The organism is Microbacterium sp. (assembly GCF_036566905.1).
Lineage (GTDB): Bacteria > Actinomycetota > Actinomycetes > Actinomycetales > Microbacteriaceae > Microbacterium.
Genome location: NZ_DATCVK010000063.1, coordinates 63,729 through 79,057, shown reverse-complemented (window position 1 = coordinate 79,057; position 15,329 = coordinate 63,729). Strand labels below are relative to the sequence as shown.

General features: G+C 72.2%; 12 protein-coding genes and 1 pseudogene. 6 read left to right on the top strand and 7 right to left on the bottom strand.

Annotation, left to right across the window (positions count from 1 at the left end):
• The 4 genes and pseudogenes from VIP82_RS05720 to aqpZ all read left to right on the top strand — a co-directional run.
• A pseudogene (locus VIP82_RS05720) lies at positions 1–215 on the top strand (DUF4350 domain-containing protein); the annotation flags it as partial.
• The gene (locus VIP82_RS05715) at positions 212–1,234 is read left to right on the top strand and encodes an AAA family ATPase (RefSeq protein ID WP_414684616.1); all 1,023 of its coding nucleotides are present in this window, start codon (positions 212–214) and stop codon (positions 1,232–1,234) included. The pseudogene VIP82_RS05720 and the gene VIP82_RS05715, both read left to right, overlap by 4 nt.
• A 63-nt stretch (positions 1,235–1,297) precedes the next feature.
• Positions 1,298–2,599 (top strand): DUF58 domain-containing protein, encoded by a 1,302-nt coding sequence (locus VIP82_RS05710; RefSeq protein WP_331906532.1) that lies wholly within the window; start codon positions 1,298–1,300, stop codon positions 2,597–2,599.
• A 206-nt stretch (positions 2,600–2,805) separates the two neighbouring features.
• Positions 2,806–3,603 (top strand): aquaporin Z, encoded by a 798-nt coding sequence (gene aqpZ, locus VIP82_RS05705; protein ID WP_331906530.1) that lies wholly within the window; start codon positions 2,806–2,808, stop codon positions 3,601–3,603.
• Positions 3,604–3,674: 71 nt separating this feature from the next.
• Here aqpZ and katG read toward each other — a convergent pair whose 3' ends face one another.
• The 3 genes from katG to VIP82_RS05690 are packed head-to-tail and all read right to left on the bottom strand — an operon-like array spanning position 3,675 to position 7,570.
• Positions 3,675–5,984 (bottom strand): catalase/peroxidase HPI, encoded by a 2,310-nt coding sequence (katG, locus tag VIP82_RS05700; RefSeq protein ID WP_331906528.1) that lies wholly within the window; start codon positions 5,982–5,984, stop codon positions 3,675–3,677.
• Between the two features lie 47 nt (positions 5,985–6,031).
• On the bottom strand, positions 6,032–6,514 hold the full coding sequence (locus VIP82_RS05695; RefSeq protein WP_331906526.1) for a Fur family transcriptional regulator: 483 nt from the start codon (positions 6,512–6,514) through the stop codon (positions 6,032–6,034).
• A gap of 60 nt (positions 6,515–6,574) precedes the next feature.
• Positions 6,575–7,570 carry a stage II sporulation protein M gene (locus VIP82_RS05690; protein WP_331906524.1) on the bottom strand — a complete coding sequence of 332 codons (996 nt, stop codon included), beginning with the start codon at positions 7,568–7,570 and terminating at the stop codon, positions 6,575–6,577.
• Positions 7,571–7,586: 16 nt separating this feature from the next.
• Between VIP82_RS05690 and VIP82_RS05685 the strand changes: the two genes are divergently transcribed.
• Entirely contained in the window at positions 7,587–8,432 is an 846-nt protein-coding gene (locus VIP82_RS05685) for an RDD family protein (protein ID WP_331906522.1), read from the top strand.
• A 16-nt stretch (positions 8,433–8,448) separates the two neighbouring features.
• On the opposite strand, the gene ahcY is transcribed toward VIP82_RS05685, so the two are convergent.
• Together ahcY and VIP82_RS05675 are read right to left on the bottom strand one after the other, a co-directional pair.
• Positions 8,449–9,948, bottom strand: a complete 1,500-nt coding sequence (gene ahcY / locus VIP82_RS05680; RefSeq protein ID WP_331906520.1) for an adenosylhomocysteinase — start codon at positions 9,946–9,948, stop codon at positions 8,449–8,451.
• 22 nt (positions 9,949–9,970) lie between these two features.
• The gene (locus VIP82_RS05675) at positions 9,971–10,177 is read right to left on the bottom strand and encodes a DUF3499 family protein (RefSeq protein ID WP_163616793.1); all 207 of its coding nucleotides are present in this window, start codon (positions 10,175–10,177) and stop codon (positions 9,971–9,973) included.
• 227 nt (positions 10,178–10,404) lie between these two features.
• Between VIP82_RS05675 and VIP82_RS05670 the strand changes: the two genes are divergently transcribed.
• Entirely contained in the window at positions 10,405–10,758 is a 354-nt protein-coding gene (locus VIP82_RS05670) for a metallopeptidase family protein (RefSeq protein ID WP_414684615.1), read from the top strand.
• A gap of 108 nt (positions 10,759–10,866) precedes the next feature.
• On the opposite strand, the gene VIP82_RS05665 is transcribed toward VIP82_RS05670, so the two are convergent.
• Both VIP82_RS05665 and VIP82_RS05660 read right to left on the bottom strand, forming a co-directional pair.
• Positions 10,867–12,273, bottom strand: a complete 1,407-nt coding sequence (locus VIP82_RS05665) for a DUF5719 family protein (protein WP_331906518.1) — start codon at positions 12,271–12,273, stop codon at positions 10,867–10,869.
• Entirely contained in the window at positions 12,270–15,248 is a 2,979-nt protein-coding gene (locus VIP82_RS05660) for a glycosyltransferase (protein WP_331906516.1), read from the bottom strand. Before VIP82_RS05660 ends, VIP82_RS05665 begins: the two co-directional genes overlap by 4 nt.
• Positions 15,249–15,329: the final 81 nt, after the last annotated feature.

Sequence of the window (15,329 nt, the reverse complement as noted above, 5' to 3'; positions counted from 1 at the left end):
TCGCAGCGCTGCTCGGCCTCGCCGCGAACGCCGCGGCCCCCGAGATCGCCGACGCCGCAGCAGGCCGCACCGGCCTCGACCGCCGCGCGGTGCGCGGCATCCTGCTCGACGAGATCCCGCGCAGCGACGCCGACCTCGTCGCCCTGAGCACACGCCTGAGAGACCTGGAGGACGCCGTACGCGCGGCCGTCCGTCCTGAAAGGAGCCCCCGATGACGGATTCGCCCGTGACGCCGAGTGCGACCGCGTCCGACGCGGTCGACCGCCCGACCACACGCCCCGACGATGCCGCGCTGCGCGAGGCGATGAATCGCGTGCGCCTCGAAGTGGGCAAGGCCGTCATCGGCCAGGACGGCACGGTCACCGGCCTGCTGATCGCGCTGCTGGCACGCGGCCACGTGCTGCTCGAAGGCGTGCCGGGGGTCGCGAAGACGCTGCTGGTGCGGTCGTTCTCGACGGCGCTCGGCCTCGACACCACGCGCATCCAGTTCACCCCCGACCTCATGCCGGGCGACGTGTCAGGCTCACTGGTCTACGACGCGAAGACCGGCGAGTTCGAGTTCCGCGAGGGGCCTGTGTTCACCAACGTGGTCCTCGCCGACGAGATCAACCGCACGCCGCCCAAGACGCAGGCGGCGCTGCTCGAGGCGATGGAGGAGCGTCAGGTCTCGACCGACGGCGTGACGCGGTCGCTGCCCGACCCGTTCCTCGTCGCCGCGACGCAGAACCCCATCGAGCACGAGGGCACCTACACGCTGCCAGAGGCGCAGCTGGACAGGTTCCTGCTGAAGCTCATCGTCGACGTTCCGGCTCGGGATGCCGAGCTCGCGGTGCTGCGCCGCCATGCGAGCGGCTTCGACCCCCGGGATCTCGCGGGTGCGGGCCTGCGCCGCGCCGCGACGGCCGACGAGATCCGCGCGGCGCAGCGCGCCGCGGCATCCGTCACCGTCTCGGATGACGTGCTCGGCTACATCGTCGACCTCGCGCAGGCCACGCGCAGCAGCCCTTCGGTGCAGCTCGGCGTCAGCCCCCGCGCGGCGACCGCCCTGCTGGCGGCGTCGAAGGCGTGGGCGTGGCTGGGGGCGTACCCCGCCATCACGCCGGACCACGTGCAGACGATGCTGCTGCCGACGTGGCGGCACCGCATCCGCCTGCGCCCCGACGCCGAGCTCGAGGGCGTATCGGTCGACGCCGTGCTCGGCTCGGTGCTGCAGCAGACCCGGGTCCCGATCTAGGAGCCGGTCGTTGAGCGAGCGAGGAACGAGCGAGACGAAACGCGCCGAACGGAACGACGCCTGATGTACGTCACTGGCCGGCTGCCGCTGCTCCTCGCCGTCGGAGCGGTGCCCGTCGTGCTGCTCTCGGCGGCGGGGGTCGACCCGTGGCTCGCGGCGGCGGGGTGGATCCTGCTGTGCCTGATCGCCGCGCTCGGCGACGCGGCGGCGGCACCGGATCCGCGCCGGATGACGGTGGTGCGACGCCTTCCGAGCCGCGTGCTGCTCGGACAGGCGGTGCGGGCCGAGCTCGTGCTGCGCAACACCGGTGATCGCACCGTTCGCGGACGCGTGCGCGACGCGTGGCAGCCCACCGCGGGCGCGCCGGCGGAACGCCCGGCGATCGCCATCCCGCCTGGCGAGTCCCGGGCGATCGGCCTCCCGCTCCTCCCCCGTCGACGCGGCGAGCTGCGATCGAGGTTCGTCGTGGTGCGATCCGACGGGCCGCTGCGCCTCGCCGGACGCCAGGCGCGCCTCGACGAGCCGGGCACGCTGCGCGTGCTGCCGCCGTTCACGGCGCGACGCCACCTCCCCTCGCGGCTCGCTCGGCTGCGTGAGCTCGACGGCAACACGAGCATCCAGGTGCGCGGTCAGGGCACCGAGTTCGACAGTCTGCGGGAATACGTCCGCGGCGACGACGTGCGCTCCATCGACTGGCGGGCGACGGCGCGGTCGAGCACGACGATGCTGCGCACGTGGCGACCCGAGCGCGACCGGCACGTCGTCATCGTGATCGACACGGGACGCACGGCGGCGGCACGCGTCGGCGACGGCGTGCGGATGGATGCCGCGATGGAGGCCGCGCTGCTGCTCGCCGCGCTCGCGACCCGGGCGGGCGACCACGTGCACCTCCTGATGTTCGACCGCACGATCCGCGCCCGCGTCACGCGCGTCGACGGCCCGGGTCTGCTGCCCGCGATGGTCGACGCGATGGCGCCGGTCGAGCCCCAGCTCATCGACACCGACTGGGATGCCGCGTTCGCGCAGGTGCGCGCGCTCACGTCCCGGCCGTCGCTGGTCGTGCTCCTGACGGCGCAGGACGCCCCGGAGGCCGCGCGCGGGTTCCTGGGATCGCTGCCCGCGCTGTCCCGAGGGGCCCATGTGCTGGTCGGCGCGGTGACCGATGAACAGGAGCCCCTGCCCGAGCGCCCCGACGCCGCCGACGTCTACCGCGCCGCCGCCATCGAGCGAAGTGCGCACGACGCCGGCGTCGTGGCCGCTGCGATCGGCCGCGCGGGGGGCGAGGCGATCGCGGCCACCCCGGAGGACCTGCCACCGCGCATCGCCGACCGGTATCTGGCGCTCAAAGCCGCCGGGCGACTCTGAGCCCGCAGCTGCCGGCAGGGTCCTTCGGCGCACGACACGGCGCCGACCTCGTGGCGCAGCATCCGCCGGCCCAACGAATGTGAACGAACGCCTGAACACGCAGCGAAACATGGACTGACGTGGCGTCGCACGCCGACACTCCGCGCCCGGTTCCTGGGAATCCGCTGGGCGTAGCGCTAGCCTCACGACGAGGAAAGGAGTCCGCCATGTCGGATACCACCATCCCGCCCACCACGGTGAACAGGCTCGTCGCGGAGGCTCTGGGAACGTTTCTGCTCGTCTTCGGCGGTGTCGGCGCGGCCCTGTTCGCAGCCAACTTCCCGGCCGACTCGGAGAGCAACCCGCTGGGCATCGCCTTCGTCGGCGTCTCACTCGCGTTCGGTCTGACCGTCGTAGCGGGCGCGTACGCGTGGGGACCGATCTCGGGCGGCCACTTCAACCCCGCGATCACCCTCGGGCTCGCCGCGGCGGGGCGCTTCGAGTGGAAGAACACGATCGGCTACATCATCGCGCAGGTGATCGGCGGCGCCCTCGGCACGACGCTCATCGTGCTGATCGGCATCTTCGGGACCGACAACTGGCTGGCGAACGCCCAGGACAGCGGATTCGCGTCGAACGGCTACGGCACCGGCGACTTCGGATCCCCCGGCGGCTTCGAGCTCGGTGCGGCGATCATCGCCGAGGTGGTGCTGACGGCGATCTTCGTGCTCATCATCCTCGGGGTGACGCACTCGACCCGGGGCACGGCGGCGCTCGCACCTCTGGCGATCGGCCTGACGCTCACCCTCATCCACCTCATCTCGATCCCGATCGACAACACCTCGGTGAACCCGGCCCGCTCGATCGCCGCGGCGATCTACGGCGGCCCCGGACCCCTCTCGCAGCTGTGGGTCTTCATCGTGTTCCCGATCGTCGGCGGTCTTCTCGCCGGCGTCCTGCACCGTGCGCTCTTCGAGCCCAAGGGCACGCTGCCCCCGGTCCAGGCCGAGGCGCGCGTGAAGTAAGCGCTGACGCATCGCACGAAGGAGCGGCCCGCCCCCTACCGGGGCGGGCCGCTCCTTCGTGCGTCGAGAGGTCAGACGAGGTCGAACCGGTCGAGCTCGGTGACCTTGCCCCATGCCTTGACGAAGTCGCGCACGAACTTCTCGTTCGCATCGTCCGAGGCGTACACCTCGGCGACGGCGCGCAGCTCGGAGTTCGAGGCGAACAGCAGGTCCACGCGCGTGCCGATGCCGACCGGCTCGCCCGAACCGTCCTTCGCGCCCGAGAACGCGTGTGCACCGGGGTCGAGCGGCTTCCAGGTCGTGCCGAGGTCGAGCAGGTTCACGAAGAAGTCGTTCGTCAGCACGCCCTTGCGGTCGGTGAAGACGCCGTAGTCCGAGCCGTCCCAGTTCGCACCGAGCACGCGCAGACCGCCCACGAGAACCGTCAGCTCCGGAGCGCTCAGCGTGAGCAGGTTCGCCCGGTCGATGAGGTGGTGCTCCTCGGGCATGAACGCCCGGGGCCCGTAGTAGTTGCGGAATCCGTCGGTGATCGGCTCGAGGAACGCGAACGACTCCACGTCGGTCTGCTCCTGCGTGGCGTCAGTGCGGCCCGGGTGGAAGACCACCTCTGCGTCGACGCCCGCGTCCTGGGCGGCCTTCTCGACCGCCGCGTTGCCGGCGAGCACGATGAGGTCGGCCAGCGACACCTTCTTGCCGTCGGTGCGACCGTCGTTGAACGAGGCCTGGATCTGCTCGAGCTTCGCGAGCACCGTGGCGAGCTGGGCGGGCTTGTTGACCTCCCAGTCCTTCTGCGGAGCGAGGCGGATGCGGGCGCCGTTGACTCCGCCGCGCTTGTCGCTGCCGCGGAACGAGGATGCCGCGGCCCACGTCGTCTCGACGAGCTCCGAGAGCGTGAGGCCCGAGTCGAGGATCTGAGCCTTCAGCGCCGCAGCGTCTGCCGCGTCGATGAGCTCGTGGTCGACGGCCGGGACGCGGTCCTGCCACAGCAGCTCCTCGGTCGGGACCTCGGCGCCGAGGTAGCGGTCGATCGGGCCCATGTCGCGGTGCGTCAGCTTGAACCACGCCCGGGCGAACGCGTCGGCGAACGCCTCGGGGTCGTCCTTGAAGCGGCGCGAGATGGCGTCGTACGCCGGGTCAGTGCGCAGCGCCAGGTCGCTGGTGAGCATGCGCGGCTCGCGACGACCGTTCGAGTGCGCCTGCGGCACCATGTCGGCGCCGCCGCCGTTGATCGGACGCCACTGGTGGCCGCCGCCGGGGCTGCGCATGAGCTCCCACTCGTACGCGTAGAGGATGTGGAAGAACTCGTTGTCCCAGCGGGTGGGGTGGTAGGTCCACGTGACCTCGAGGCCGGAGGTGATGGTGTCGTCACCGTGCCCGGTGCCGTGGTTGTTCTTCCAGCCGAGGCCCTGCTGCTCGAGGCCGGCGGCCTCGGGGTTGTGCTCGATGTTGGTGTCGGGCGCGGCGCCGTGCGTCTTGCCGAACGTGTGGCCTCCCGCGATGAGCGCGACGGTCTCTTCGTCGTCCATCGCCATGCGGCCGAAGGTCTCGCGGATGTCGCGGGCCGAGGCCAGCGGGTCGGGGTTGCCGTTGGGACCCTCGGGGTTGACGTAGATGAGGCCCATCTGCACGGCGGCGAGGGGCTTCTCGAGCTCGCGGTCGCCCGAGTAGCGCTCGTCGTCCAGCCAGGTGGTCTCCGGGCCCCAGTACACGTCCGCGTCGGGCTCCCACACGTCGGGGCGGCCACCGGCGTAGCCGAACGTCGTGAAGCCCATCGACTCGAGCGCCACGTTTCCGGCGAGGATCATCAGGTCAGCCCACGAGAGCGACTGGCCGTACTTTTTCTTGACCGGCCAGAGCAGGCGGCGAGCCTTGTCGAGGTTGACGTTGTCGGGCCAGCTGTTCAGCGGCGCGAAGCGCTGCTGACCGGCCCCGCCACCACCACGGCCGTCGGTCACGCGGTAGGTGCCGGCGCTGTGCCACGCCATGCGGATCATGAGCGGACCGTAGTTGCCGAAGTCGGCGGGCCACCAGTCCTGCGACGTCGTGAGTGTCTCGGCGATGTCGGCCTTGACCGCGGCGAGGTCGAGCGACTCGAACGCCGCCTTGTAGTCGAAGTCCTCGCCGAGCGGGTTGGCGACGGCCGGGTTCTTCGCGAGGATCTTGAGGTTCAGCTGGTTCGGCCACCACACGCTGTTGGCGTTGCCGGTGGTCGGGTGCGGCTGGCCGCCGTGGATCACCGGGCAGCCCTCGGACTCGTTCGGACGCGGGCGGCTCTCGCCGTCCTCACGCTCATCGACCGGCGTGTCGATCGGGGTGACCGCCTGATCGGCGTCGGTGGGGTTCTCGCCGATCTCCGGGATCGTGTCGTTGGTGTCGGTCATGAGCTTCCTTCCAATCGGGATGGGCTATCAGAGGGTCGGACAGGATGTCAGGAGCGCGCGGCGGCGACCGGCTCGGGGGCGCTCGCCTCGGCCGTCGCGCAGGCGGGGCACACACCCCAGAAGGTCACCTCGGCCGCCTGCAGCGCGTAGCCGTGCGCGTCGGACGGCGTCAGGCAGGGGGCCTCGCCCACGACGCAGTCGACGTCCTGTACGGCCCCGCACTGGGAGCAGATGAGGTGGTGGTGATTGTCGTCGACACGCAGCTCGAACAGACCGGGACGACCCGCGGGCTCGATGCGGCGTGCGAGCCCCGCATCGACGAAGTCGCCGAGCGCGTTGTACACCGACTGCAGGCTCGTGCCGGGAACCGTCCGCGCGACGATGCCGAACAGCTCGTCGGCGCTGGCGTGCGGGCGCTCGATGAGCGCCTCGACGACCGCGCGCCGGGAGTCGGTGACCCGCAGCCCTGCCGCTCGCAGCCGTGCCGCCGTGTCGACAGCATGCGTGTCGACGGCCGTGTGGGGGTGCATGCCCTCAGCCTACCGTTGTTTTGATCCATTCAAAACAGTGCTATACGCATCCACCGGGGGTCAGCCGGCGACGAGGGTCGGGGTGCCGGCCTCGTACTCGGTGAGGTCGCCGTTCTCCCCCAGGCGCTGTGCACGGCGCCCGACCACGAGCATGTAGACGAGGAACAGTCCGAGCGCCGCCACGCCGATGCCGATCTTGACGGGCCACGGCCAGGGCTGCGCCGTCACGAAACCCTCGATGATCCCCGCGACGCCGAGGGCGATGACGAGTCCGATCGCGATGGTCGCCAGCGAGCGCCCGGCTGCGGCCAGCGACTCGCCGCGTGAGCGCGGGCCGGGCGCGACCCAGGCCCAGAAGATCTGCAGGCCCGCCGCTCCGGCCACGAAGATGCAGGTGAGCTCGAGCATCCCGTGCGGGAGGATGTACAGCACGAACACGTCGCCGCGGTCGAACGCCGCCATGATCGCCGCCGCCGTGCCGACGCCGACGGCGTTCTGCACGAGCACCATGATGGGCCACACCCCGGTGATGCCGAAGAGCACGCACTGGGCCGCGATCCAGGCGTTGTTTGTCCACACCGTGCCCGCGAACACCGCCGCCGGGTTCTCGCTGTAGTACTCGGTGAACTGGTTCTCGGCGTAGTGCTCGAGCTGCGCCTGGCTGCCGAGGCTCGCCACCAGCGCGGGGTCGCCCGCCACCCACAGCGCCACCACGGCGACCACGGCCACGAAGCCCAGCGCGATGGCGAGAGTGGTCCAGCGCACGCGGTACAGGGCAGCGGGAAGCTGCAGCGCGAAGAACCGCGGGATCTGGCGCATGACGTTCTCGGGCGCACCCGTGAGCCGCAGCCGCGCACGCCCGAGCATGGTGGAGATGTGATCGCCCTGGAGGCTGCGTCCGGCAGACGTCTTCGCATCGGCGAGATCGGCGGACGCCGCACGGTATCGGGTGACGAGCTCATCGACCTCCGCGCCGGAGAGGTGCCGACGCCGGCTCAGTTCGTCGAGCCGCGCCCACTCCTCACGCCGAGCAGCCGTGAGCGCGTCGAGGTCCATGTGTTTCACTGTAGCCATGACCGCTGAGCGCCCCGCGATCGTCGACATCCATCAAGACGAGGTGCTCACCGGCGAGGCCGTCGCGCTGGACGTGCAGCCGCTCGGCTACTTCCTGCGGGCACTCGGCGTGCTCATCGACATGCTCCTGGGCGTCGCCGTGCTGCTGCTGTTCGCATGGGGGCTCAGCTGGCTGCTCGGCCTGGACGCGATCGACGCGGCGGTGGTGCCCATCCTGACGATCGTCGTCCTCGTCCTCGTCATGATCGTCATCCCGACGGTGGTCGAGACGACCACGCGGGGCCGCAGCCTCGGACGCCTCGCCGTCGGCGGGCGGATCGTCCGCACCGACGGTGGCGCCGCAGGGTTCCGGCACGCGTTCATCCGGGCACTCGTCGGCGTCTTCGAGCTGTGGTTCACGCTCGGCGCGGTCGCTGCCCTCGTCGGAGCCTTCACCCCCCGTTCGCAGCGACTCGGCGACCTGCTCGCCGGCACCTACTCGGAGCGCACACGCACCCCTCGTCTGCCCGACGTGCAGCTCGGCATCCCACCCGTCCTCGCCGAGTGGGCGGCGGTCGCCGACGTCGCGCGCCTCCCGGAACGGCTGTCTCGACGCCTCGCGCAGTTCGCACGCTCGGCGGCCAATATGGAGCCGACGGCGCGTGCGCGGGTCGCGGCGTCCCTCGCCCGGGAGACGGCCGCGCACGTCTCACCCGTGCCGGCTGTCGACAACGAGACGTTTCTCATCGGCGTCGCGGCAGTGCGGCGCGAGCGCGAGCTGCGCGCGCTGCGCCTGGAGACCGCCCGCGCCGACGCGCTCGCGGCTCCGGTCTCCGCGCCGCCCCGCGGCTTCCCCGAGCGCTGATCCCGGAGGAGCCGCCTCAGTAGCGGTAGTGGTCCAGCTTGTAGGGACCCTCGACCGGCACGCCGATGTAGGCGGCCTGCTCGTCGCTGAGGGTGGTGAGCTGCACACCCAGCGCGTCGAGGTGCAGGCGCGCGACCTTCTCGTCGAGGTGCTTGGGCAGCGTGTACACGGCGGTCGGGTATTCGTCGCGCTTGGTGAACAGCTCGATCTGCGCGAGCACCTGGTTCGTGAACGATGCGCTCATGACGAACGACGGATGCCCGGTGGCGTTGCCGAGATTCAGCAGCCGGCCTTCGCTCAGCACGAGCACGCTGCGTCCGTTCGGGAGCCGCCATTCGTGCACCTGCGGCTTGATCTCGACCTTCTCGACCTCGGGCAGCGCCTCGAGCCCCGCCATGTCGATCTCGTTGTCGAAGTGGCCGACGTTGCCGACGATCGCGAGGTGCTTGAGCTTCAGCAGGTCCTCGGTGGTGACGACGTCCTTGTTGCCGGTGCCCGTGATGACGATGTCGACCTGGCCGGCGACGTCGGCCAGGCGCGCCACCTGGTAGCCGTCCATCGCGGCCTGCAGCGCGCAGATCGGGTCGACTTCGCTGACGATGACGCGGGCGCCTTGACCGCGAAGGGCCTCGGCGGCACCCTTGCCGACGTCGCCGTAGCCGCAGACGAAGGCGACCTTGCCGCCCATCAGCACGTCGGTCGCGCGGTTGATGCCGTCGGGCAGCGAGTGGCGGATGCCGTACTTGTTGTCGAACTTCGACTTCGTGACCGAATCGTTGACGTTGATGGCCGGGAAGAGCAGGTCGCCCGCGGCAGCCAGCTCGTACAGCCGGTGGACGCCGGTGGTCGTCTCCTCGGTGACACCGAGCAGGTGCTCGGCCATGCGCGTGAAGCGCTGCGGCTCGCGCGCGAGGCTGGCGCGGAGCGTGTCGAGGATGATCCGGTACTCCGCGGAGTCGTCGGCCGCGGCATCCGGAACCGATCCTGCCTTCTCGAACTCGACGCCCTTGTGCACGAGGAGAGTCGCGTCACCGCCGTCGTCGAGGATCATGTTCGGGCCGTCGAAGCCCTCGGCCGACCAGTCGAAGATGCGGTCCGCGAGGCGCCAGTACTCCTCGAGGGTCTCGCCCTTCCACGCGAAGACGGGAACGCCGGCAGGTGCGTCGACCGTGCCCGTCGGACCGACGACGACGGCCGCGGCGGCTTCGTCCTGCGTGGAGAAGATGTTGCAGCTCGCCCAGCGCACCTGTGCGCCGAGCGCGACGAGCGTCTCGATGAGCACCGCGGTCTGCACGGTCATGTGCAGGGAGCCGGCGATGCGAGCGCCCTTCAGCGGCTGCGAGGGGCCGAACTCGTCGCGCAGCGCCATGAGTCCCGGCATCTCGTTCTCGGCGAGGCGCAGCTGATGGCGGCCCGCTTCGGCCAGCGAGAGGTCGGCGACCTCGTATTCGAACCCCTCAGCGAGCTCTGAGACGGCAGGGGTGGAAGGCGTGGCGACGGGCGTGTGGGTCGGCATCCGCCCATTCTCCCACGCCGGCTCAGGCGCGGAGGGTCTCGTGCCGCACGACCACCCAGCCCTTGGGCACCGACAGGCGGTCGGTGTGGATCGCGCACAGGTCGTGCGCGTGAGGATCGCCCCCGGCGCCGAGCGGACCGAGTGCCGCCATCTGGTCGCCGTAGTCGTAGGTGAGCGTCGACACCGCCTCACGGGCGCAGCCGACCTTGGAGCAGACTCTCTCACGCATCGGGTCGACGCTACCGTGGGCCCGACCCATGCGGACGGATGCCGCGCCGCAGCGTTCCCGCCGCATCGGCGTTCGCCAGCGCCGGCGCGACCGCCGCAGGGAAGCGGAGCCGGCCCGCCTCCCGGTTCTAGGATGGGTGTATGGCGTGGCGGCGTACCCGGACAAGCGAACGCGCGCAGCCGCGCGCGTCTCGCCATGGACGACACGGCCGCGAAGGCCGGAGCCCGGTGGTGCGTCCTCCCCTCCCGCCGCTGGACACGCGCGTCGACCGCTTCGACCTGTCCGTCGGCACCGCCGCGGAGTTCCTCCGCTCGGCCTGGCCCGAGCTCCGCGACGTGCGGTTCGAGGTCGCCGACATGCCGGCGGCGACCGACGACGACGGCATCCCCCGCTGGACTGTGCTCCCCGACGCCGGCCGCATCATCCTCTATCGTCTGCCGATCGAACGGCTCAGCCACCTGCACCGCGACGACGAGCTGCATCGGCGCATGCTCGTCGAGGGCGCCGTCTTCCGGGCCGCGGCGGAGTATCTGGACCGCGATCCGTGGGACCTCGGCCCGGAGCGCTTCCGCTACTTCTGACGCGGCTCGGATCAATGCGAGCGCCAGCGGGCGTTGATGCGAGCCGGGTCAAGGCTGAGCGAGCAAAGCGAGTCGACACCCTTACCGTGGGGCGCCAGAAGGCTCGACTCAGGGATAGACGACGATCTCGGAGGTCGCGACGTCCGCCGGCCACAGCGGCACGCCCGCGAGCGCGCCGTCCCCCGCGAACGAGAGGCCGGCGTGCACGGGCGCCTCGGGTTCGAACCGGTACACCGTGCGCGCCGCCAGTCGCACGGCGACGGAGCCGTTCGCGGGGATCGTGAGATCGAGCGGGGATCCGCCGTCGACCGGCGTGACGGCGACGGCGAGAGGTTCGCTCGACGGGTTCACCACCGAGAGCGACGGGGTCGGTCCTCCCGGGGTCGCGAAGAGGGATGCCACCGCCACCTCGGGCGCCGGTGTGTACCACGCGAAGTCGTCGCCCTCGCCGACACCGGTCGCCTGCCACACCGCCGCCACGACGGGCGAGTCCGCGTCGATCGTGACCGTATACGAGCCGGCGGTCAGGCTGTCCAGCGCCAGCTCGAGCGGCTTGCCGGCCTCGAGCGCCACCTCCTGCGGCTCGCGCACCGCTTCACCGCCGCCGACCGAAGTGACGGTCACCCGCGCGGTCGCCGGAGCAGCGGGCGCCAGCATCCTCAGCACGGTCACCTCGTCCGCCGCGCCGTCCGCGGCTGTCTGTCGCGTCACGGTGATGCCGGTGATCACTTCCGTCGTCTCGGCCTGCGCGACAGGACCGACCTGGTCGACGCCGCCCGGCGTGAGCGTGCGCGTGATGCTCGCCTGCAGGGACGCCCGGATCGGCGCGCCGACGGCCGACACGCGCACGACGGGGGTCTCCTCGCCCAGCGCGATGCCCGCCAGGGGCACGACGCGCTGGGTGCCGGGCGGGACGACGAGGTCGACGCCGCCCGGAGGGGTCTGCGGCCCAGCGGCCCCGTAGACGGTCAGCTGCACCGTCGCGGGGACGGTGCCCGGGTTCGCAAGCAGCACGAGGTCGGCGGCGCCGGTGGAACCGGATCCGCCGACGAGCCACGAGTCCAGCAGCGGCGGGCGGCAGGCCGAAGCGGCGAAGCCCGAGAGGTCGTCGGCCGACGCGGTCGCCGCGCCCGTGGCTGCCACGTCGACCGCGTGGCCGTCGAGCGGCGCAGCCGTGTAGGCGAGCGGGCCGGGCCCGACGTCGGTGGTCTCCAGGCGCTCCTCCGCAGGGGGTTCGCCGTCTGCCACCCCCATGACGACCGACTGCGGCGCGACCACGCTGACGGCGTCGGCGGCCGTCGGGTTGCGGCCGATCGACAGCAGCGCGCCGTCGCAGGCGATCACGGACGCCGCGGGGGCCGGTGTGGCCGGCACGCTGAGCGGCTCGCGCACGACCGTCGGCCACGGCACCGAGACGGCGGTGACGACGGCGACGACGGCGACGATCGACACGGCCGTGCCGATCAGCAGGCGGGCGCTCGTCGTCGCCCAGCGGAATACCCGTCGGTCGCTCATCGACCCTCCTGCCAGTGAGGTCCCACCACGCGTGGCGTGCGGCGCGCCTCGCGGATGGACGTCGCCGTCGGCAGCGCGAGGAGCAGGGCGATGCCGAGAACGGCGATCTGCCCGAATGCGATCCACCGCGCGAGGGCCGAGACGGATGCCGCTTCCGCCGGACGCGGCGCGATCTCATCGACGACGCGCCAGAGCTCTCCCTTGGCGGTGTCGCCCACGACGACGAGCGTGTCGCGCTGGCCGAGCGCCGTCATCGCCGACAGCCGCATCGTCCGCGCGGCATCGGTCTCGGGCGGCGTCGTCGGAGCCAGCAGGATGAACCCGATGCCCCGGTCGGCGAGCTCGGCGACGACATCCTCCGACGATGGGGTGACGAGATCGGCGGCGAGCGCCGCCAGGTCCTCGTCCTGAGGGCTCGCCTGGGTGCGGGTCGACAGCAGCGTGGTCTGGCCCCCGACGGTCTCGCTCGCACCCCACACCACCTGGGCGGCGACACCGGCGTCGGCCTGCGGCGTGAGCACGATGGTGCCGACATCCGGGTCGTCGCGCCCTTCCGCCGCCACGAAGGCGGGAAGCGTGCTGGCCGGGCCGTTGGCGATCGCCGCGGTGCCGCGCGTGAAGGCGGTGAGTGACGGCACGGCGAGCATCACGGCGGCGGCGAACACGAGCGTCGCCGCCAGCCCACGCGCCAGCGCGACGCGCGGGGCGAGACCGGCATCCAGGGCGACCAGCGCCCCTCCGAGCGCGCCGAGCCACGCGAGGCTCAGCCCGGTGCCGGGCCACAGCGGCACAGTGAGCGACTGCACGAACGACACCGACACTCCCACCGCGGCGAACGCCGTGCCGAGGCCGAGCGCCGTCACCACGAGCAGCACGATGCCGGCGGCCCAGCGCTGCGTCAACGGCGCCGCGAGAGCGAGCAGGGCCAGCGGCACGCTGAGCAGGGGCACCCACCATGTCGGCCCGTCCGGCAGGAGAGTCGCCCATCCGGCGAGATCGGATGTGGGGATGCCGGCCGCCAGGAGCGCACGGCCGGCGGCGTCGGCCGCGACCTGCGGTCCTGCCCACGGCACGCCCGGGTCGGCGACGAGTCCCCACGCGCGTCCGTGCGTCAGTGCGTTCCACACGAGCGGGAGTGCGAGGGCGAGCGACGGCACGAGCGTCCACACCAGACGCGCCACGCCGCGGCCGGCGCGGAGGACGATGCCGAGCACGACAGCGCCGAACCACAGCACCGCCATCGCAGGCGCGAGTGAGGGCGCAGCCGCGAGGACGGCGGCGAGCAGAAGCGAGGCCGCGCCGGCACCTGCCCACGATCGATGCGCGACCGCACCCGCATAGAACAGCCACGGCAGCAGCAGGTGCACGAGCACCCCGGTCGGCCGGCCCTGGGTCAGGGCGACGAGCAGCGTCGGCGCCAGCGCCCACACCGCGCCGCCGAGCAGCCGCAGGCTCGCCCGCTCGGTGACCCGCGTCGCGGCGAACCAGCCGCCGAGCGCCGCGAGCGGCAGTGCGAGGATCCACAGCAGCACCAGCGCCCGCGACGGTGCCCACGGCCAGAGCGAGCCGAGGACCGCGACCACCGCGGAGAACGGATCCGCCGGCCCGATCGTGTCGAGTCCCAGCGCCCGCTGTCCGTACGCGGCGTCGTCCCACAGCTGACCCACGGTGTTCGCGAGGGGCTGGAGCGCTCCGCCGCCCAGCACCGGCCACGCCAGCAGCGCGGGGAAGGCGGCGACCGAGACGGCGAGCGCGGCGAGGACCAGCCAGGCCCCGCCGCCGGCGAAGAACCTCAGGTCGCTGCGCCGGTGGCCGCCGATCGCGACTTCGGGGTCGTCGTCGAGCCGTTCGCGGAGTTCGGCCTGCGTCGTACGCAGTGGCGCCACCTGCGCCCACGACGCCGTGCGTGCGCGCGCGATGCGACGACGTGCGCGCCAGACCGGCACGATCCCGACCAACGCCACGGCCGCCGCGCCCCACTCGGAGGCGATGCGACCCGGCTGCTTGCGCACCAGATCGACGACGGTGCGCCAGAGCGCGAGCGGCAGCACCGACAGCCAGTGCAGCGGCGTCGCGACGGCCGGCGCGTATGCCAGCCGCCGGCGCAACTGCGCCACCCGCTCGGCGTACACCGCGCGACGTCGGCGCTGCGGGGTCAGCGGCACCGGCAGACCGGCGACGCCGTCTCCTGCCGTCGCGACCAGGGCCGCCGGGACCAGCGACACGCGCCCTCCGGCCAGTCGCCCCCTCACCCCGAGGTCGAGTCCCTCGTCGGCGCCCGCGAGGCCGCGGTCGAGGCCGCCGAGCCGTGCCCACGCATCCGAGCGGACCAGGATGCCGCGCACGTCGGCACCGAGCACGTCCTCCTGCGCGTCGTGCTGGCCCTGATCGAGTTCGTCGTCGGCGAGGCCCACCGTGCGGCCGAACCGAGTCATGCTCACACCGAGCGAGACGATCTCGGATCGGTCGTCCCAGCGCACGAGCTTGGGTGCCACGAAGGCGACCGACGGCGACAGCTCGAGGGCTCCGGCCAGCCGGGCGAGCGCGTCCGGCTCGGGCGCCGTGTCCTGCGCGAGCAGCCAGAGCGCGTCGCCGTCGACGTTCTCGCCGCCGCGCGGCGAGACGAGCGCGGTCGCCGCGGCGAAACCCGTGGATGGGGAAGCCTTCACGACGGACTCGGCGCCTGCGGCATCCACGATCTCGAAGAGGTGGTCGTCACCGCCGCAGACCACGATCGTCAGAGCGTCGATCGGCCGCGTCTGCTCGGCGAGCGCCGCGAGAGTGCGTCGCAGGTGGAATGCCGCGGGCGTGCGACCGTCGGGACGGACGACGAGAACCGCGTGCACCCGGTTCGACGCGGCGGCACCCGGCAGAACGGATTCCGAGGGCGCAGCGTTCGTCAGCGCGGTGTTCGACGTGACACCGTCCGACGACGGACTGGTCGGCGGCACGGGGGTCGGCGAAACGGTGGGCATGTCCTGGTCAGCCTAGGTCGCGCTCCATCGTCACCTCGGGCGAACGCGCCGGGTCGGCCGGATCGATCCGGCCGACCGGCG